Raw genomic sequence first — 18,973 nt, forward strand, 5'->3', positions numbered from 1 at the left:
GGTTCGCGGCAGCGGTCGGTCGATGGTCCGCAGCGGTGCAGGCAGGCGCGGGACGCGTGCGGCCCCAAGGACCGGAGCCGCGAACTTAGGTAAGCCTAAGCTATCTTACGAATCATGACCATCACCGCCGCCACCGCACCCACCGCACTCAAATCGGCCATCGCGGAACGCATCACGGCACGCCACCGCCATGCCCTGCTCGCGCTCAGCCGCCGCATCCACGAGCACCCCGAGACAGCGTTCGAGGAGCGTCAGGCCGCCGCCTGGTGCGCCGAACTCCTGGAGCAGCAGGGCTACTTGGTGACGTCGCCCGCGTACGGCCTGGAGACCGCCTTCACCGCGACGGCCGGCAGCGGACCCACGACCGTCGCGCTGGTCTGCGAGTACGACGCGCTCCCCGGCCTCGGGCACGCCTGCGGCCACAACCTGATCGCGGCGGCCGGGGTGGGCGCGGCGCTCGGCCTGGCCCCGTACGCGGACGAACTGGGTCTGACGGTACGGGTGCTCGGCACGCCGGCCGAGGAACGGGGCGCGGGCAAGGCGCTGTTGATCGACGCGGGCGCGTTCGACGGGGTGGACGCGGCGATGATGGTGCATCCGTGCCCGTTCGAGGTGGCCGAGTTCAGCTCGTTCGCGCTCGGCACGCTGGAGGTGGAGTTCACCGGGCAGGCCGCGCATCCCAGCCTCGATCCGCACGAGGGGCGCAACGCGGCCGATGCCCTGACCGTCGCACAGGTCGCCATCGGCCTGCTGCGTCAGCAGCTGCCCGCGCACTGGAAGGTGCACGGCGTCACGACGTTCGCCGGCGACGCGCCCAACCTCGTCCCGGCCCGCGCCACGGCCTCGTACGAGATACGCGCCCTCGCGGCGGAGGATCTGCGGGAGCTGCGCGAGCGCGTCGAGGCCTGCTTCCGCGCGGGCGCGCTCGCCACCGGCTGCGAGGTGACGCTCACCCGCCCCGAGCCCGACTACCTGGACTTCCGCACGGACCCGGCGCTGATCGCGCTGTGGCGGCAGAACGCCGCGCGGCTCGGGCGGCCCGAGCCGATGGCGAAGGGCGCGTTCGCCTGCACGGACATGGGCAACGTCTCCCATCGCGTGCCGGCGATCCATCCGGTGCTCGACATCACGGGCGGCGCCTGCGGCCCGCACGAGCCGGAGTTCGCCGAGGCCGCCCGCTCCCCCAAGGGCGAACAGGCCCTGCTCGACGGGGCGGTGGGCCTGGCGTGGACGGCGGCGGACTTCGCCGCCGCGCGCACCGCCTGACCTCCGGACCTCCGGTCCTCCGGACGTGCCGCCGCCCGCCCGCCCTGACACGGGCGGGCGGGCACGCGAGCGGGCGGGCGAGCGAGCGGCGGCCCCCAGCGAGTCAAGGCGCCGCGGGCCACCCCAGGCCCCCCAACTCACTGCTTCGCAGTCAGCGCCGTCTTGATGTCGTCGAGGACGACCTGCGCGGCCAGCGGTCCGCCGCGCGTGGACCACACCGAGCCGTCCACGGTGGTGACATGGCCGTTCTTGACGGCGTCCAGCTCCTTGTAGGCGGGCTTGCCCTGGACGTCCTTCAGCGCCTTCTCGCCGTCCGGCGTCAGGGTGGAAAGGAACAGCCAGTCGCCGTCGATCTCCTCGATCTTCTCCAGGCTCAGGGCCGGCGTGTGCGCGTTGCCGTCCTTGTCCTGCGCCTTGGGCCGCTTGAGCCCCATGTCGAGGGCGATGCCGCTGGCGAACTGCTTGTTCTCCATCCAGCTCGGACCGTCCGGGTTCCAGCGCACGATGCTGACCTCGGAGCCCTTGGCCTTGCCGAGCTCGTCGCCGGCCTTCTTGGCGGCACTGTCGTAGTCGGCGATGACCTTGTTGGCGGCGTCGAGCTTGTTCACGGCGTTGCCGATGCCGCGCAGCGACAGCTTCCAGTCGTCGGTGGGCGCCATGGTGACCAGGGTGGCCGGGGTGATCTCGCGCAGCTGCTTGAGCACCTGCTCGTCCTGCATGTCTCCGGCGAGGATCAGGTCGGGCTTGGCGGCGATCACCTTGTCCATGACCGGCTGCAACAGATTGCCGACGACCGGGACGCCCTCGACCTTCTCCTCCAGGTAGGCCGGGGGCTTGTTGAGTCCCTGGCCGTTGGTGATGCCGGCCGGCTCGATGCCGAGCGCCAGGACCGCGTCGAGGTCCTCCTGGGTGAGGGTGACGATCCGCTTGGGGTGGGCGGGGACCTCTATCGCCTTGCCCGTGGCGTCCTTGACGGTACGGGTGCCGCCGGACGCGGCGGCCTGGTCGGTGGACTTCGCCTTGTCGCCCCCGGAGTCGGAGCCTCCGCAGCCGGCGAGCAGCAGGGCGGCCGCTCCCGCGACGGCGAGCGAGCGCAGTGCGCGACTGCCGGTGAGAGTAAGGGACTTCATGAGAACGCTCCGGAATCCGGTGGGGGACGTGAGGGCATGACGGGGCCCGGGACGTGCGGTTTGGGGCATGCGGGAGCACACCGGACCGCCGCACGACGGGCCGCCGACAACGAGCAGAGATTAGGTTAGCCTTACCTTGCAAAGCAATCGCCCGTGGGCGACAGACGGCAGGAAAGGCCACTGAACCGGTGCAGATCACCACCGAACGTCTCAGCGCCGGTTACCCCGGCCACCCGGTCGTGCAGAACGTCGACCTCGACGTGCCCAGCGGACAGGTGGTCGCCGTGGTGGGCCCCAACGGGTGCGGCAAATCAACCCTGTTGCGCACCGTCGCCCGTCTGCACCGCCCCGCGGAGGGCCGGGTCCGCATCGGCGGCGAGGACGTCTGGCAGCTCAGCCGGCGCCGGGCCGCCCACCTCATCGCGCTGCTCCCCCAGTCACCCCAGGCTCCCGAGGCGGTCACCGTCGAAGGGCTGGTCCGCTACGGCCGCCACCCCCACCAGGGCCTGTTCCGGCAGTGGTCACGCGAGGACGAGGCGGCGGTACGGGACGCACTCGCCGCCACCGGCACGACGGCCCTCGCCGGCCGCCGCCTCGACCAGCTCTCCGGCGGCCAGCGCCAGCGCTGCTGGCTGGCGATGGTGCTCGCACAGCAGACTCCGGTGGTGCTGCTCGACGAGCCGACCAGCGCGCTCGACCTCGGCCACGCGGTCGAAGTCCTCGAACTCGTCAGGGAGGTGGCCGCCGCGGGCCGCACGGTGATGATGGTGCTGCACGACCTGGCCGGCGCCGCCCGCTACGCCGACACCATCGTCGCGATGCACGCGGGGCATGTGGTCGCGCACGGCCCGGCCCACGAGGTGGTCACGGCCGAACTGGTCGAGCGGCTCTACGGGATCGAGGCCGACATCCTCGCGGCCCCGGGCGACGGCGCCCCGGTGGTCATCCCGACCGCCCGGGACCGTATGCCCGTCTAGACGGCCCCGGGGCCGGGCCGCATGCCCGTCCGGACCGCCCGGGACCGCACGCCCGCCCAAGCCTCCCCCGCAGGGAGCCGCGCGCCCGACCTACCCGCAGTCGCCGTACCGCACCCCCAACTCCCTTACCACCCGCGCCATTTCCGCCCGCAGCTCGGGCGGCCCGAGCACCTCCACCTCTGCCCCGAGCCGCAGGAACTCGCCCACCGCGAACGCCGTGGACTCGACCGGCAGTTCGGTGCGTGTCCACCCCTCGCCGTCCGGCCGCCCGTTCTGCGCACAGGCCGCGGCCTGCCTCCCGGTGAGGCGGGCCGCCCCCGCGTCGGTGACCCGCACCAGGGCGGTACCGGAGTGCAGCCGGTCCTGGAAATCCTCCTGATAGCGCCGCCAGTAGCCCGCGAGATCGAACTCCTCCGGCGCCTCGAACTCCTCGTCCGTCACGTCCAGTCGGAGCATCTGGTCCACGCGGTACGTCACGGGCCGCGGCCCGCTCACCACGTACCAGCGGCCCGCCTTCAGGACGAGTCCGTACGGTTCCAGGCGCCGGTCGACCTCGGTGGGCTCCTTCCAGCGCCGGTAGCGCACCCGCAGCACCCTGCGGTTCCACACGGCGTGCGCGACATCGGTCAGATACGGAACCTCGTCGGCGTCCGCGTACCAGCCGTGGGCGTCCAGGTGGAAGCGGGACTTGATCCGGGCGCTGTGGGCGCGCAGTTCGGGCGGCAGCGCCGCCTCGACCTTGTGCTGGGCCGCGGCGAGCAGCGACCCGAGCCCGAGCTCGGCGGCAGCCCCCGGCACCGCGGCCAGGAAGAGCGCCTCCGCCTCGCCGGTGGTCATCCCGGTCAGCCGGGTCCGCCACCCGTCGAGCAGCCGGTACCCGCCGGCGTGCCCGGCATCCCCGTACAGCGGAACGCCGGCCGCGGCCAGCGCCTCGACGTCCCGGTACACGGTCCGCACCGACACCTCCAGCTCACCGGCGAGCTGCGCGGCCGTCATCCGGCCGCGGCTCTGCAACAGCAGGAGGATGGAGACGAGCCGGCTGGACTTCACCGACCGAGAATGTCATCCGGCGCCGACGGCCGGCCGCCCGGGACCGGCTCCCTGCGCCGCAGCCATTCCTCCGGCACCCCGTCGAGACCGGTGCGAGCGCCCACCACCCCGCCGGTGATGGCGCAGGTGGTGTCCACGTCGCCCAGGCCCTCGGCCGTGCTCCACAGGGCGGAGACCAGGTCGTCGGGGTGGCGGGCGGCGGACCAGAGCGCGAAGGGAACCGTGTCGTCGGCGCGCACGCGCTGGCCGTTGCCGAGGAGGTCCGAGGCCCGCCAGGGCGCGGTGTCGGACGGGACCTCCGCGGCTCGGTGCAGCCCCTCGCGCACCGGGCCGTCGGGGGTACGGTCCGCGACCTCGCGCAGGTCGAGCTCGCCGCGTGCGGACAGGGCCGAGGCCACCGCGACCGCCACGGCGCCCGCGACGCCGATCCGATGCCGGTGCGTCACCTCGGCCGACAAGACGGCCTGGTCGGCGGCCCGTTGCAGATCGTGTGAGAACCAGGCACCCAGGGGCGCCACACGCATCGCCGCCCCGTTGCCGAGACTGCCCTGACCGTCGAAGAGCTCCGCCGCCAAGTCCTCCCAGCGGCCGGACTCCTGGAGCAGGCGCGGCAGCAACTGGTGCATGCCGTAGCCGTATCCGCGACCCCGGTCCATGTCGTAGAGCAGCGCGAAGGAGAGAGCGAGCGGGCCCTGGCGGATCTCGCCGTACTCGTCGAGCACCCGCTGGATGCCGAGCGCCATCACCGTGTCGTCGGTGAAGTGCCACTCGGGCTCCGCCGGCATCTGCCGGGCCTGTATCTGCTCGTACGCCTCACTCGGCGTGCGGAACAAGGGGAACCACCGCTCCCCGAACGCGTCCCCGAGGGCGAGGCCTTCGAGACTGCGGCGCGCGGCGGATCGGTTCGGGGCAGGCGTGAGGGAGGGGGTCATACGGGGATCATGCCGAGGGCTCCCTGTGAACGCCCCTTATTTTCCCGGACGTTCAGCAAGCCCGCCGCCCTCGGGCGAGAACCGGGATTTTCACTGACAGAAGATGTCAGTGAAGCCCTCCTACCGTCCACCCATGGCTTTCACCGAGAAGTACCTGTGGACGCCGCCGCCCCTGACCGTGGGCGGCCGGCACATCAAGCGCTACCACGTCAGTGCCGATCCGGCGGGCATCGCGCCGGAGGTGGAGAAGGCGGCGTACGCGATCCTGCCCGAGCTGCTGCCCGAAGCCGACGGCACACCGCCCGCGACCTTCGTCGTGCTGCACCGGGGCGGGGACGACGGGGCGTATCTCAACGCGTACAGCTGGGTGTGGGACAACGTGCTGCACTTCGGCGGTGCGGCCGCGGGGCAGCCCGTGCTCGGGTGTCCCGACCGCGATCCGGCGCACTTCGTCCGGCCGGATCTGCCCTGGATCGGGTGTGTCTGGGAGATCACGCCGATCACGCATGAACGCAACGCCTGGGTACGGCACATGCTCGCGCCCGATGCGCCCGACCTCGACGGCTATCTCGCCGACTCCCTGCCCGAAGGCACCACCGGACCGTTCGGAGACCCCGCATGAGCAGCGCGTACGACTTCGACTTCCTCACCGGGCGGTGGCGGGTGCGGCATCGCAAGGCGCTGGACTTCCTCGATCCGGAGGCCGCCGGGTGGCGGGAGTTCGACTCCGTGACCGAGGGCGGCACGCACTTCGGGGGCGCCGCGCACTTCGACGAGATCACGATGCCCGACTACGCGGGGCTCACGCTGCGGCTCTACGACCGGGAGACCGGTCAGTGGTCGCTGTACTGGGCGGACAGCCGGTCGGGGAAGCTCTACCCGCCCGTGACGGGGCGGTTCGGCGCGGACGGCACCGGGCAGTTCTTCGGGGACGACAGCCACGAGGGCAAGCCGGTGAAGGTCCGCTTCGTGTGGTCGGGGATCTCCGCGACGACCGCGCGCTGGGAGCAGGCCTTCTCGGTGGACGAGGGACGGACCTGGGTCACCAACTGGATCATGGAGTTCGCGAAGGAGGGCACGGCGGCCCGGTGACCGCGTCGTACAAATTCGGTGGAGATTACGCCACCGAAACTTACCGACGGGTCAGTAATTAGTCCCACCCTCCTACCTTGTGGCCCCATTTAAGGTGCTGACCTGTACGTATCGACCACGTCCCGGGCCGGAACGCCCCCTCCCGCCCGGGCTCGCCGTGGGGTACGTTCACCGCGCATCAAGGAGCCACAAGGAGATTCCACTTGCGCGAGTTCACCTCACCTCCCCTGGCGTCCTCGGCGCCTGCGGTGGGCGGCCTGGCGGACGTGGTGTTCGACCATGCCCAGGAGGACCCGCTGCACATCGCCCTCGGCCGCAAGGTCGACGGGCAGTGGACGGATGTCACCTCGGCCGAGTTCTGCGCCGAGGTGCTCGCCCTCGCCAAGGGGCTGCTCGCGCAGGGCGTGCGGTTCGGCGACCGGGTCGCCCTGATGTCCCGTACGCGCTACGAGTGGACGCTCTTCGACTTCGCGCTGTGGACCATCGGCGCCCAGGTGGTGCCGATCTACCCCACCTCCTCGGCCGAGCAGGTCTTCTGGATGCTGCACGACGCGCAGGTCTCCTCCTGCGTCGTGGAGCACGAGGACCACGCGATGACCATCGGCTCGGTGATCGACCGGCTGCCCGCCCTCGAGCGCCTGTGGCAGCTGGACGCCGGCGCGGTCGGCGAACTCACCGCGGCGGGGGCGCACATCGAGGACGAGACGGTGCACCGCCACCGCCGGGCGGTCACGCCGGACTCGGTCGCGACCGTGATCTACACCTCCGGCACCACGGGCCGCCCCAAGGGCTGTGTGATCACGCACGCCAACTTCATGTTCCAGTGCGACACCATCGTCCGCCGCTGGGAGCCGGTGTTCCACACCAAGCCCGGCGACGAGCCCTCCACCCTGCTCTTCCTGCCGCTCGCCCACGTCTTCGGGCGGATGGTGCAGGTGGCCGCGGTGCGCGGCAAGGTGCGGTTCGGCCATCAGCCCGACCTGAGCGCGGCGGCGCTGCTGCCCGACCTCGCCGCGTTCCGGCCGACGTTCTTCCTCGCCGTGCCGTACATCTTCGAGAAGATCTTCCACGCGGCCCGCCGCAAGGCCGAACTCGGCGGCAGGGCGGGCCCGTTCGACAAGGCGGCCGACTGCGCGGTGAAGTACGCGGAGGCGCAGGAGCAGAAGGCGTTCGGGCTCGGCCCCGGGCCCTCGGCCGCGCTGCGGATGCAGCACGGCCTCTTCGACAAGCTCGTGTACGCCAAGCTCCGCGAGGCCATGGGCGGCCGGGTGCGGCACGCGATGTCGGGCGGCTCGGGCATGGACCGCAAGCTGGGTCTGTTCTTCGCGGGCGCGGGCGTGCACATCTACGAGGGCTACGGACTCACCGAGTCCACCGCCGCCGCCACCGCCAACCCGCCGGAGCGCACCCGCTTCGGCACGGTGGGGCAGCCGCTGCCCGGCACGACCGTGCACATCGCCGAGGACGGCGAGGTCTGGCTGCACGGCGCGCATGTGTTCCAGGGCTACCTCGGCGACCCCAAGGCCACCGACGCGGTGCTGCACGACGGCTGGCTCGCGACGGGCGACATCGGCGCGCTCGACGAGGACGGCTTCCTGACGATCACCGGGCGCAAGAAGGAGATCCTGGTGACCTCCGGCGGCAAGTCCGTCTCGCCCACCCAGCTCGAGGAGCGGGTGCGCGACCACCCGCTGGTGGCCCAGTGCATCGTGGTCGGCAACGACCGGCCGTACATCGCCGCGCTCGTCACCCTGGACTCCGACGCCGTGGAGCACTGGCTCAGCATGCGCGGCAAGGCCACCCCCGCCCCCGAGGACCTGGTGCGCGACCCGGACCTGGAGATGGAGGTGCGGCGCGCCGTCGTGGCCGCCAACACCCTTGTCTCGCAGGCCGAATCCATTCGTACGTTCCGCATACTGGCGCACCAGTTCACCGAGGAGCACGGACTGCTCACGCCGTCCCTGAAGCTCAAGCGCAAGGCCATCGAGCAGGCCTACTCCGCCGAGGTCGAGGCGCTCTACACCAGCTGACCCAGCTCAGGACCGGGCTTGACCGGGCCATGTCTGTACGTCCCCACCATTTCTGACGGGTCATCAATTGGCGATGCGTCACTTATTGACGACTCGTCAGGTCCCCCACAGAATGCGGAGACTTCGACGGAGGGACAGGGCTGTGTTGCGATCGTTCCGCGCCATCGCAGCAGCGTCTGCAGCGCTGCTGCTCGCTACTGCGTGTAATTCGGCTTCCAACTCGTCCGGCAGCTCGGGCGATCCGGGCAAGGGTGCGACGGTACGGGGAGTGACCGACGACTCCATCAAGGTCGGCGGCATCGTCTCCATGACCACCGCGAGCGGCTACAGCAAGAAGGACACCGACCTCGGCGCCAAGGCCCGCTACGACCGCGCGAACGCGGAGGGCGGGATCAACGGCCGCAAGATCGACTACATCGGGGCCGAGGACGACGGCCAGGACCCGGGCAAGAACCTCGCCGCGGCCCGCAAACTCGTCCAGCAGGAGAAGGTGTTCGCGGTCTCGCCGATGAGTTCGGTGACCTTCTCCGGCGCCGACTTCCTCGAGCAGCAGAAGGTGCCCACCTTCGGCTGGGGCACCATCCCGCAGTTCTGCTCCAACCCGCACATCTACGGCTTCAACGGCTGCCTCGTCCCGATGCCCGGCGGCACCATCACGCAGTCCTGGCCCGAGGGCCTCGCGCATGTGCTCGGCGGCGCGAAGGGCAAATCCGTGGCGATCCTCGCCAACGACAACGACGCCGGCAAGTTCGGCATCCGCACCTACCAGCAGGGCTTCGCTGCGGCCGGTTTCAAGGTCGCGTACGCCAAGGCCTCCGTGCCCGCGACCTCCACGCCGAACGACTGGTCCGCCTACACCAAGGAGATCCTGCGCTCCAACGGCGGCAAGGCGCCCGACGCGGTCGTCTCCGTGATGCAGACCCCGTACAACATCGGCCTGTTCACCGCGCTCAAGCGCTCCGGCTTCAAGGGGCTGCTCACCGACCCGACCGACTACGACCCGGGGCTGCTCGCCAAGAAGACCACCGCGCAGGCCCTCGACGGGGTCCATGTGCTGCTCTCCTTCGAGCCGTTCGAGTCGGACAGCGCGCAGATGCAGCAGTTCAAGGAGGACATCAAGAAGGCCGCGGGCAAGGACGTGCCGCTCAACATGCACATGTTGACCGGGTACATGTCCGCCGACTTCTTCCTCGCCATCGCCGAGAAGGCCGGCAAGGACCTGACCGTCGAGTCCTTCCAGAAGGCCGCGTCGACCTACTCCGACACCGGCACGATGGTCGGCGACCGCGCGCTGCCCAAGGGCCAGAAGGAAGCGTTCGGCTGCGGTGCGCTCGTACAACTGAAGAACGGAAAGTACGAGGTGTCGTCGCCCTTCAAGTGCTACGAACCGATCCCGTTCAAGTAAGGGGTCACGGGCATGGCTGACCTTCTTGGCTTCGTGCTGAGCGGTCTGGTCTCGGGCGCCCTGTACGCCCTGCTCGCGACCGGACTCGTGCTGTCCTATTCGGCCTCCGGACTGTTCAACTTCGCCCACGGCGCGACCGCCTACCTGTGTGCGCTCGGCTTCTACGAGCTGCACTCCGGCTTCGGCTGGCCGGCGATCCCGACCGCGCTCCTGCTGGTGTTCGTGATCGCGCCGGGGCTCGGCTGGGCGCTGGACCGGCTGATGTTCCGCAAGCTGGCACGGGTCGGCGAGACGGCGCAGATCGTCGCCACGATCGGTCTGCTCGTCGCGCTGCCCGCGCTCGGCCTGTGGGTGGTCGAACTCCTTGAGGAGGCGGGCGCTTCGGTGAAGCCCGCCGAGAACCAGTTCGGCCTGCCGGGCGTCGGCCCTTCGCCGGCCGAGTCCTGGCAGCTGATGGACGGGGTCGGGATCGACTCCGACCAGCTGATCACCTGGGTGGCGACCGCCGTGGTGGCGGTGGGCCTGTGGATCCTCATGCGGCACACCCCGCTGGGCCTCAGGCTGCGCGCCTCGGTGGACAACCGCTCGCTGGTGGAGCTGCGCGGCATCAGCGCCGACCGGCTCTCCTCGCTCGCGTGGATGCTGTCCTCGGGGCTCGCCGGGCTCGCGGGAGTGCTCGCCACTCCCCTGCTCGGCCTGTCCTCGCACGACTTCACGCTGTTCCTGTTCGTCTCCGCGACCGCCGCGGTGCTGGGCCGCTTCATGTCGATCCCGCTCGCGTTCGCGGGCGGGCTCGGGCTCGGTGTGCTGCAGAACCTGGTCGCGGGGTACGCCTCCTTCGCCGACGACATCACCGGCTTCCGTACCGCCGTGCCCTTCCTGATCCTGTTCGCCGGGCTGCTCATCCTCACCCGGCGGCAGCGGACGGCGGGGACGGCCGCGGTGGACGCCCCGCCGATCGACTACCTGGCGGGCAAGTCCTGGGCGCACAAGTGGGGTCCGTGGGCCGTGGCGGCGGTGCTGCTCGCGCTCGCGTTCTACACCGTGACCACTCCGTTCTGGAGCGGCATCCTCGCCCAAGGCCTGGCGATCTCCCTGGTGTTCATCTCGTTCACCGTGGTGACCGGGCTCGGGGCGATGGTCTCGCTCGCACAGGCGACCTTCGTGACGGGCGCGGCGATGGTGGCGGGCCTGCTGATGAGCCACGGCTGGCCGTTCATCGGCGCCGCGCTCGTCGGCACCTGTGTGGCGGCGGTGCTCGGTGCGCTGGTCGCGCTGCCGGCGCTGCGGCTCGGCGGCCGCTCCCTCGCGCTCGCCACGCTGGCGCTGGCGTTCCTCGCCGACCAAGTCCTCTTCCAGATGGGTTGGTTGAGGAACGGCGACACCGGCTGGGAGATCCCGCGACCGGTCTTCGGACCCGTCGACCTCACCGACGACCGCGCCATGGGCGTGGCCATGGTGGTCCTGGTGGTGGCGGCCGTGGCCGCGGTCAGCGCCCTGCGCGACTCGCCGTCCGGGCGCGCGATGCTCGCGGTGCGCTCGGCACCGGCGGCCGCGATGGCCTCGGGCGTGTCCGTGGTCCGTACGAAGCTGATGCTCTTCACCCTGTCGGCCGGGCTCGCGGGCTTCGGCGGGGTCATGTACGCCTCGTATCAGACCCGTATCACCGCCACCGACTTCACCGCGATGACGGGTCTGATCTGGCTCGCGGTGGTGGTCGCGGCGGGTGTGCGCAGGCCGCAGTTCGCGGTGGTCGCCGGCCTGGTGTTCGCGGTCATGCCGCCGCTGATGTCGGACTACGTCACCGAGTCCGCGCATCTGCCGGTGATCCTGTTCGGTCTGGCCGGCCTCGCGCTCGCCAACGACCCGGACGGGTACGCCGCAGCCGCTTCCGTACGGCGCCACCGGCGCAAGGCGGCGGCGTCCTCGCCGGCTCCGGACGGCGGGGCGCGGCCGGCGGATCCCGCACCCACCGCGACGGACGCCGCGCTCCAACTGCGGGGCGTGCGGGCCGGATACGACGGTGCGCCCGTCCTCACCGGGGTCGACCTCGCGGTACGCCCCGGCGAGATCCTCGCGCTGCTCGGCCCGAACGGTGCCGGGAAGTCCACCACCTGCAAGGTCGCGGCCGGGCTGCTCTCCGCGCAGGGCGGCACGGTGTACGTGGCCGGGCACGACGCCACGCGGCACGGTGCGGTACGCCGGGCCCGGGCCGGGGTGGTCCTCGCCCCCGAGGGCCGCGGCATCTTCCCCTCGCTCACCATCGAGGAGAACCTGGCGCTGCACCTGCCGGACAAGGCGGCGCGCGAGGCGGTCTACGCCCGCTTCCCGCGCCTGGCGGAGCGGCGCAAGGTGACGGCGGGTTCACTGTCGGGCGGCGAGCAGCAGATGCTGGCGCTCGCCCCGCTCCTTCAGGACCCGCCGAAGGTGCTGATCGCCGACGAGCCCTCGCTCGGTCTCGCGCCGCGCGTGGTCGACGAGGTGTTCCAGCTCCTGACCGAACTCCGGGACGCGGGAACGGCGTTGCTGCTCGTGGAGGAGAAGGCGGCGGAGATCCTCGGCGTCGCGGACACCGTGGCGTATCTGTCCCAGGGCAAGGTGACCTGGTGCGGTCCGCGTTCGGAGGTGCAGGCGGACCGGTTGACGGAGGCCTATCTGGGGATTGCGGGGGCGAAGGGCTCCGAGGGCCCGGACTCCGAAGGGCCGGACTCCGAAGGCGCGGGCTCCGAAGGGCCGGGTCCGGAAGGAGCGGGTTCGGAAGAACAGGAAGCCGGCTCGGCGGGGGTGAACGGCGCGGTGCCGCGCCCTGCGCAGCCCGGTGACGCCCCGACCCCCACCGCAGCCGACACCGGAGACGCCGACAACGGCACCGACACCAGCACCGGCACCGGCACCGACCCATCCGCACCCTCGACGGAGGTGGCCCGGCCATGAGCAGATACCTGCTGCAAGCCGAGCACGTCGCCGTGCGCTTCGGCGGCATCAAGGCCCTGACCGACGTCTCCCTCGGCATCGCCCCCGGCGAGGTCTGCGGACTCATCGGTCCGAACGGGGCGGGCAAGACCACCCTGTTCGACGTGGTCTCCGGCATCCGCAGGCCGGACGAGGGGCGCGTGCTCCTCGACGGCACGGACATCACGCGGCGCTCCCCGGTGTGGCGGGCGCGGCACGGGATGCGCCGTACGTTCCAGCGGCAGCAGCTCTTCGGGCAGCTCACCGTGGCGGACAACCTGGTCGTGGCGCAGGAGTGGCGCGGCGGGGGCGGCGGGCTCGCGGCCGACCTCGTCGCGTCGCCCACCCGCCGCAGCCGGGAGAGCGCCCGCCGCGCACGGGCCGCGGAAGTCCTCCGCTCCTGCGGCCTGGACCACCTGGCCGAGGACTATGCGGGCGCCCTGCCGGTGGGCCGGGCCCGCATGGTCGAGCTGGCCCGCGCCCTGGCCGACCCGCCCCGCGTCCTGCTCCTGGACGAGCCGGCCTCGGGAATGACGGCCGAGGAGCGGGCCCAACTGGCCGCGGTGATCCGCCACTTGGCGGAGGAGGAGGGCTGTGCGGTGCTCCTCGTCGAGCACAACGTGGCCTTCGTCATGGAGCTCTGCGCCCGCGTGGTCGTCCTCGACCTGGGCTCGGTCCTCGCGGAGGGCACGGCGGCCGAGGTCCGCGCCGACCCGAAGGTGCGGGAGGCGTACCTGGGGGCGGCGGCCTGACTCGCGGGCACCCGCGAAACCACGGGGGTGGCCGGTTCCCGTCCGGGAACCGGCCACCTTCCTGTGCGCACCGCGAGCTGCCCTGACGGGACGCGGACAACCCCGGTGTGGAGTTAGGGTCGGAAGTGAACAAAACCGACTGTCGACGGAATGGATCACGCCCGCTCCCTGTTGGAGTCAGGCGTACCACCCCACCACGTAAGGATCGAGAGCTCGTGAGCAAGGTCCCCAGCATCACCCTCAACAACGGCGTAGCGATGCCGCAGCTCGGTTTCGGTGTCTGGCAGGTGCCGGACGACGAGGCGACCAAGGCCGTCGCCACTGCCCTGGAGGCCGGGTACCGCAGCATCGACACCGCCGCCATCTACGGCAACGAGGAGGGCACCGGCAAGGCGCTCGCCGCCTCCGGCATCGCCCGCGAGGAGCTCTTCGTCACCACCAAGCTCTGGAACTCCGAGCAGGGCCACGACTCCACCCTGAAGGCGTTCGACACCTCGCTCGCCAAGCTCGGCCTCGACTACGTCGACCTGTACCTGATCCACTGGCCGCTGCCGTCGAAGGACCTGTACGTGGACACGTACAAGGCCTTCGAGAAGATCTACGAGTCCGGCCGCGCCAAGGCCATCGGCGTCTCGAACTTCACGGTCGAGACCATGGAGCGCCTCCTCGGCGAGACCTCCGTCGTGCCGGTGATCAACCAGATCGAGCTGCACCCGCAGCTGCAGCAGGCCGAGCTGCGGGCGCTGCACGCCAAGCACGGCATCGCGACCGAGGCCTGGTCGCCGCTGGGCCAGGGCAAGGGCCTGCTGGAGGTGCCGACGATCGTCGCGATCGCGCAGAAGCACGGCCGCACCCCGGCGCAGGTCGTGCTGCGCTGGCACCTGCAGCTGGGCAACGTCGTGATCCCGAAGTCGGTCACTCCGTCGCGTATCGCCGAGAACATCGACGTGTTCGGCTTCGAGCTGGACGCCGAGGACCTCGGTGCCCTCGCCGCGCTCGACGAGGGCAAGCGCCTGGGTCCGGACCCGGCCGTGTTCGACGTGGCCTGATCTCTCCCGGCAGGAACGCGAAAGGGGCCGGTACAGGACGTTGCGTCCCGTACCCGCCCCTTTCGCGGCGTCCGCGCACCTGGCTTCTGCCGACAGCAGAACGTTCCGGCACGCCAGGCCGCTCCCCCGCTTCTAGGCTGGAGGGGTGAGCAGCCACGAGAACGCGCCCGACCAAGCCCGTGTCATCCAGCTGAGGCCCGGCCAGCGCCCCGCGCCCCCGGCCGCCCCGCCCAAGGAACCGCTCTGGCGCGACCTCGTCGGAGACGTGCTGCGCCGTGAACGCCTCGCGCAGCAGCGGACGTTGAAGGACGTCGCGGACGAGGCACGGATCTCGATGCCGTATCTGTCCGAGGTCGAGCGCGGCCGCAAGGAGGCTTCGTCCGAGGTGCTCGCCGCAGCGGCCCGCGCACTCGGCCTCAGCCTCGCCGAGCTGCTCGGCCGGGTGCAGGGCGAGATCCTGAAGGTCACCGCGCTCACCTCCGCGGCCCCGTCCCGTGCCGCCACGAGCGTCTCCGCGCACACCGCCACGAGCGTCACCTCGCTCACCTCCGCGGCACCCGCGCGGACCGGCACGAGCGTCTCCACGCTCGGCCGGGGCGAGGTCCGGCTCGCGGCCTGACCCCGCCCCTTCGCCCTGCGGCCGGCCCGCCCTCGCCCGAGGGCGGGTTCAGGCCGCGGCCTTCACCATCCGCCGGCTCAGGACCTCGTCCGCGAGGCCGTACGCCACGGCCTCCTCGGCCGTGAACACCTTGTCGCGGTCCATGTCGGCCCGCAGCGTCGCCACGTCGTGGTCCGTGTGCCGCGCGAGCACCTCCTCGACCTGGCTGCGGATCCGCACCATCTCCTTGGCCTGCAGGGCGAGATCGGAGACCGTGCCCTGCGAGCCGCCCGCCGCCGGCTGCCCGAGCAGCACGCGCGCGTGCTCGAGCACGAACCGCCGGCCGGGGTCGCCGCCCGCGAGCAGCACGGCCGCCGTGGAGGCCGCCTGGCCCACGCAGTACGTGGCGATCGGCGCGGTGATGTACGACATCGTGTCGTAGATCGCCATGAGTGAAGTGAACGATCCGCCGGGCGAGTTGAGGTAGATCGAGATCTCCCGGTCGGGTGCCGAGGACTCCAGGTGGAGCAGCTGCGCGATGACGACGTTGGCCACGCCGTCGTCGATCTCCGTGCCGAGGAAGATGACCCGCTCGGAGAGCAGCCGGCTGTAGATGTCCGAGACCCGCTCGCCCTGCGCCGTGCGCTCGATGACGCTCGGAATCGTGTACTGACCCATCGTCAGACCCCCAGTCCCATCCGCGGCTTCGTGCTCTTCGGCCGCACGTCGTCGAGGGAGGCCAGCACGTGGTCGACCATCCCGTACTCCTTGGCCTGTTCGGCCGTGAACCAGCGGTCGCGGTCGCCGTCGCGGGCGATCGTCTCCGGGCTCTGGCCGGTGTGTTCGGCCGTGATCTGCTCGATGGACTTCTTCATGAACTCCAGGTTCTCCGCCTGGATCGCGATGTCCGCGGTCTGGCCGCCGATGCCGGCGGAGGGCTGGTGCATCATGATCCGCGCGTTCGGCAGGGCGTAGCGCTTGCCCACGGTGCCGACGCTCAGCAGGAACTGCCCCATGCTCGCGGCGAATCCCATCGCGAGCGTGGAGACGTCGTTGGGGATCAGGCGCATCGTGTCGTAGATCGCGAGCCCGGCGTGCACGGAGCCGCCGGGGCTGTTGATGTACAGGCTGATGTCGGTGCGCGGGTCCTCGGCGCTGAGCACCAGCAGCTGGGCGCAGATGCGGTTCGCGGACACCTCGTCGACCTGGGTGCCGAGGAACACGATGCGCTGGCTGAGCAGTTGGGCGGCGAGGTGGTCGTCGTAGCGGCTCGGCGGGGTGTCGCCCTCGGCTGCGTACGGGATCATCGCTCCTCCTCACGGTGGGGTGGTCGAGCTTCCGACTCCACCTTCGGCGCACGAGGGCGCCGCCGTAAGGGATCTTGGCCCTGGGCAGATTCGCCGAGGGCAGAGCGACTGCGGGAGGGCCCCGCGCGGAAGCGGGACGCGGCGCGCGCGAAAGCGGGGTGCGGGCCGAACGGACCGCACCCCGCAAGGCTGTTGAGACCGGCCCTTACGGCTTTACGGCGAAGTGCACCGTCTGGGCGCCGAGCACGAACACGTCGTCGCGCCGGTGCACGCTCAGCTCGTCCGCCGGGTCGAGGAGCCGGTCGAGGGCGGCGCGGTCCTCCGCGTCCAGGTGCTCGCCGAGCATCTCGCGGCCGCGGCCGAGGATGTCCACGATGTGGGCGCGGGCCTCGGGCGAGGGCGGGGCGGGCAGGTCGATGAGGTAGCTGCGGGTGGCCGCGGGACGCAGGCCCGCCGCGGTCAGGAGGGCCGACCAGTCCTCGGTCTCGCGCTTGGTGCCGTGCAGGGACTCGCGCATCTCGTTGAACCAGTTGTCCCGTACGACCTCCATGCGGTTCTCCAGGAACGGGCGTCCGAACCCGAAGTCCCGCGGCAGGAAGCGCGCGGACAGGCCGCCTTCGAGCAGTACGAGCACGCCGCCGGGGGCCAGGGACTCGGCGAGGCGGGCGAGGGCGGCACGCTGGTCGCCCATGTGGTGCAGGGACTGGCCGAGCCACATCACGTCCGCCGGCCCGATGCCGTCGAGGCCTTCGGGGAGCTCGGCCTCATGCGTGCGGACCCGGCTGTCCAGGCCCAGGCGCTTGGCGCGTTCCTGCGCGCGCTCCAGCAGGGGGCGGGCCGCGTCGACGGCGTACGCCTCGGCCTCGGGGAAGGCCTCCGCGAGCCGGCAGGTGAGGATGCCGGGGCCGGCGCCCGCGTCGATGATGCGGGCGGGGGCGCGGTCGAGGATGTCGTGCTTCAGGTCCTCGATGATGCCGGTGTACTGCGGGGCGTAGACGGTGGCGCGCTGTTCGAGGTACTCCGCCATCGCGCCCCAGTCGAGGTCCTTGTTCTCGTGGTGGCCGTGCCCGTGGGCCGCGCCGCCCTGGTGCTGGTGGCCCTCGTGCCCGTGGTGGCCTTCGCCCGGCCCGTGCCCGGCGTGGCCGCCCTGCCCGTGGCCGCCCTGCCCGTGGCCGCCCTGCCCGTGCCCGCCGTGGCCTTGCCCGTGCCGGCCCTCGCCGTGGTCGTGGCCTTCGCTGCCGTGTCCCGTGGTCGCCATGTCCGTCTCCCGCGCCCGTAGCGTCTGTCTGCTGGTGCTTCCAGCCTCAGGGGCTTTCGGGCGATACGGCAAGTTCTCTTGCGGTTCCGGCAAACGCCCGTTCCGGCATACGCCCCGTCTCAGCCGCCGGCCCGCAGCGCCACCAGCCGGAAGCGCGGCTCGTCCCGCCCCTCGTCCGGCCGCGGAAGGCCCTCGACCGCCTGTGCGAGCGCCTCGAGCTCGGGGCCTTGCGCCGCCACCCGCGTGCGGTAGCGCCCGGCGCGCAGCGCCTCGGCGACCGTCCGGGGAGACCGGCGCTGCCCCCGCCCGGTGAACCAGGTCTCGCCCGCGAAACCGAGCCCGTGTCTGCGGGCGAGCTCCAGGACATGCCCTGCCTCGTCCGCCGCAGGCCCGCGCCGATACGCCGCGAACAGCGCGTCGATGTCGGAGCCGACGTCGTGCCCCGCGTCCTTGTCGACCGTGGTCACGAAGACCCCGCCGTCCCGCAGCACCCGGGCGCACTCAGCGATCACGGGCTCGGCGTCGGGCAGCAGATGCAGCAGCCAGACCGCGCTGACCGCGTCGAACGAACGGGAGGCGAACGGCAGGCGTCCGCCGTCCCCGAGCACCACCGATCCGGGCAGTCGCCCGGCCGCCCGTACCGCCATCCCGAAGGCCGCGTCCACGCCCACGACCCGCAGCCCGGGCGCGGTGAGCCGTTCGGTCACGATCCCGGTGCCGCAGGCCACGTCGAGGAGCCTGCGGGCCCCGGCCGGCAGCAGCTCACGGACCGCCGCGGCGGCCGCTTCGGCCCGCGGCACACCGCCGCGCGTGCGGTCGTAGACGGCCGCTTCGGCCGTGTAGTCCAGCACTCAGCTCGCTCCGTGTCCGGCCGCGAGCGCCTCCACGCGCTCGGCGAGCTCGAAGTCCTTCTCGGTGACGGTGCCGCCCGCGCTGTGCGTCTGCACGGACAGGCCGACCGTGTTGTAGCCGAGCGTGAGGTCGGAGTGGTGGTCCAACTCCTCCTGGACCTGGGCGATATGGACCACCATCGCGGTGGCCGCGAAGTGCGAGCCGAGGCGGTAGGAGCGCTCGAGCCGGTCCTCGGCCAGCGACCAGCCGGGCAGTTCGCGCAGGCGGTCCTCGATGTCCTTCTGCGAGAGCGGTTCGACAGCCATGACGTACTCCTCAGATCC

General features: G+C 71.6%; 18 protein-coding genes. 10 read left to right on the forward strand and 8 right to left on the reverse strand.

The window, feature by feature from the left end; translation table 11 throughout:
- Positions 1 to 114 precede the first annotated feature (114 nt).
- Positions 115 to 1,266, forward strand: coding sequence for a M20 family metallopeptidase (locus BLT97_RS04085; protein ID WP_093607228.1), 1,152 nt, complete (start codon positions 115 to 117; stop codon positions 1,264 to 1,266).
- Between the two features lie 137 nt (positions 1,267 to 1,403).
- On the opposite strand, the gene BLT97_RS04090 is transcribed toward BLT97_RS04085, so the two are convergent.
- On the reverse strand, positions 1,404 to 2,396 hold the full coding sequence (locus BLT97_RS04090; protein ID WP_093607229.1) for an ABC transporter substrate-binding protein: 993 nt from the start codon (positions 2,394 to 2,396) through the stop codon (positions 1,404 to 1,406).
- Positions 2,397 to 2,584: 188 nt separating this feature from the next.
- Here BLT97_RS04090 and BLT97_RS04095 point away from each other — a divergent pair, with 188 nt between their 5' ends.
- Positions 2,585 to 3,373, forward strand: a complete 789-nt coding sequence (locus tag BLT97_RS04095; RefSeq protein ID WP_093607230.1) for an ABC transporter ATP-binding protein — start codon at positions 2,585 to 2,587, stop codon at positions 3,371 to 3,373.
- Between the two features lie 90 nt (positions 3,374 to 3,463).
- On the opposite strand, the gene BLT97_RS04100 is transcribed toward BLT97_RS04095, so the two are convergent.
- Together BLT97_RS04100 and BLT97_RS04105 are read right to left on the reverse strand one after the other, a co-directional pair.
- Positions 3,464 to 4,423 carry a helix-turn-helix transcriptional regulator gene (locus BLT97_RS04100; RefSeq protein WP_093607231.1) on the reverse strand — a complete coding sequence of 320 codons (960 nt, stop codon included), beginning with the start codon at positions 4,421 to 4,423 and terminating at the stop codon, positions 3,464 to 3,466.
- Positions 4,420 to 5,355 carry an ADP-ribosylglycohydrolase family protein gene (locus BLT97_RS04105; protein ID WP_093607232.1) on the reverse strand — a complete coding sequence of 312 codons (936 nt, stop codon included), beginning with the start codon at positions 5,353 to 5,355 and terminating at the stop codon, positions 4,420 to 4,422. The genes BLT97_RS04100 and BLT97_RS04105 overlap by 4 nt, the downstream gene beginning before the upstream one ends.
- Before the next feature lie 133 nt (positions 5,356 to 5,488).
- Here BLT97_RS04105 and BLT97_RS04110 point away from each other — a divergent pair, with 133 nt between their 5' ends.
- From BLT97_RS04110 to BLT97_RS04145, 8 genes are all read left to right on the forward strand, one after another.
- Positions 5,489 to 5,977: a hypothetical protein gene (locus BLT97_RS04110; protein WP_093607233.1), complete on the forward strand. Its 489-nt coding sequence runs from the start codon at positions 5,489 to 5,491 to the stop codon at positions 5,975 to 5,977.
- On the forward strand, positions 5,974 to 6,447 hold the full coding sequence (locus BLT97_RS04115; RefSeq protein WP_093607234.1) for a hypothetical protein: 474 nt from the start codon (positions 5,974 to 5,976) through the stop codon (positions 6,445 to 6,447). The genes BLT97_RS04110 and BLT97_RS04115 overlap by 4 nt, the downstream gene beginning before the upstream one ends.
- Before the next feature lie 203 nt (positions 6,448 to 6,650).
- The gene (locus tag BLT97_RS04120) at positions 6,651 to 8,477 is read left to right on the forward strand and encodes an AMP-dependent synthetase/ligase (RefSeq protein WP_093607235.1); all 1,827 of its coding nucleotides are present in this window, start codon (positions 6,651 to 6,653) and stop codon (positions 8,475 to 8,477) included.
- A 142-nt stretch (positions 8,478 to 8,619) separates the two neighbouring features.
- On the forward strand, positions 8,620 to 9,882 hold the full coding sequence (locus BLT97_RS04125; RefSeq protein ID WP_093607236.1) for an ABC transporter substrate-binding protein: 1,263 nt from the start codon (positions 8,620 to 8,622) through the stop codon (positions 9,880 to 9,882).
- Positions 9,883 to 9,894: 12 nt separating this feature from the next.
- Positions 9,895 to 12,816: an ABC transporter permease subunit gene (locus tag BLT97_RS04130; RefSeq protein WP_245769119.1), complete on the forward strand. Its 2,922-nt coding sequence runs from the start codon at positions 9,895 to 9,897 to the stop codon at positions 12,814 to 12,816.
- Positions 12,813 to 13,586: an ABC transporter ATP-binding protein gene (locus BLT97_RS04135; RefSeq protein ID WP_093607237.1), complete on the forward strand. Its 774-nt coding sequence runs from the start codon at positions 12,813 to 12,815 to the stop codon at positions 13,584 to 13,586. The genes BLT97_RS04130 and BLT97_RS04135 overlap by 4 nt, the downstream gene beginning before the upstream one ends.
- Before the next feature lie 215 nt (positions 13,587 to 13,801).
- Positions 13,802 to 14,635 carry an aldo/keto reductase gene (locus BLT97_RS04140; protein ID WP_093607238.1) on the forward strand — a complete coding sequence of 278 codons (834 nt, stop codon included), beginning with the start codon at positions 13,802 to 13,804 and terminating at the stop codon, positions 14,633 to 14,635.
- 145 nt (positions 14,636 to 14,780) lie between these two features.
- Positions 14,781 to 15,254 (forward strand): helix-turn-helix domain-containing protein, encoded by a 474-nt coding sequence (locus tag BLT97_RS04145; RefSeq protein WP_093607239.1) that lies wholly within the window; start codon positions 14,781 to 14,783, stop codon positions 15,252 to 15,254.
- 48 nt (positions 15,255 to 15,302) lie between these two features.
- Here BLT97_RS04145 and BLT97_RS04150 read toward each other — a convergent pair whose 3' ends face one another.
- The 5 genes from BLT97_RS04150 to BLT97_RS04170 form a co-directional block, all read right to left on the reverse strand.
- Entirely contained in the window at positions 15,303 to 15,911 is a 609-nt protein-coding gene (locus tag BLT97_RS04150; protein ID WP_093607240.1) for a ClpP family protease, read from the reverse strand.
- Between the two features lie 2 nt (positions 15,912 to 15,913).
- Positions 15,914 to 16,540 carry a ClpP family protease gene (locus BLT97_RS04155; protein ID WP_093607241.1) on the reverse strand — a complete coding sequence of 209 codons (627 nt, stop codon included), beginning with the start codon at positions 16,538 to 16,540 and terminating at the stop codon, positions 15,914 to 15,916.
- Between the two features lie 205 nt (positions 16,541 to 16,745).
- Positions 16,746 to 17,798, reverse strand: a complete 1,053-nt coding sequence (locus tag BLT97_RS04160) for a class I SAM-dependent methyltransferase (RefSeq protein ID WP_093607242.1) — start codon at positions 17,796 to 17,798, stop codon at positions 16,746 to 16,748.
- Between the two features lie 119 nt (positions 17,799 to 17,917).
- Positions 17,918 to 18,649, reverse strand: a complete 732-nt coding sequence (locus BLT97_RS04165; protein ID WP_093607243.1) for a class I SAM-dependent methyltransferase — start codon at positions 18,647 to 18,649, stop codon at positions 17,918 to 17,920.
- Positions 18,650 to 18,955 carry a 4a-hydroxytetrahydrobiopterin dehydratase gene (locus BLT97_RS04170; protein ID WP_093607244.1) on the reverse strand — a complete coding sequence of 102 codons (306 nt, stop codon included), beginning with the start codon at positions 18,953 to 18,955 and terminating at the stop codon, positions 18,650 to 18,652.
- Positions 18,956 to 18,973 lie beyond the last annotated feature (18 nt).

The organism is Streptomyces indicus (assembly GCF_900100315.1).
GTDB lineage: Bacteria > Actinomycetota > Actinomycetes > Streptomycetales > Streptomycetaceae > Streptomyces > Streptomyces indicus.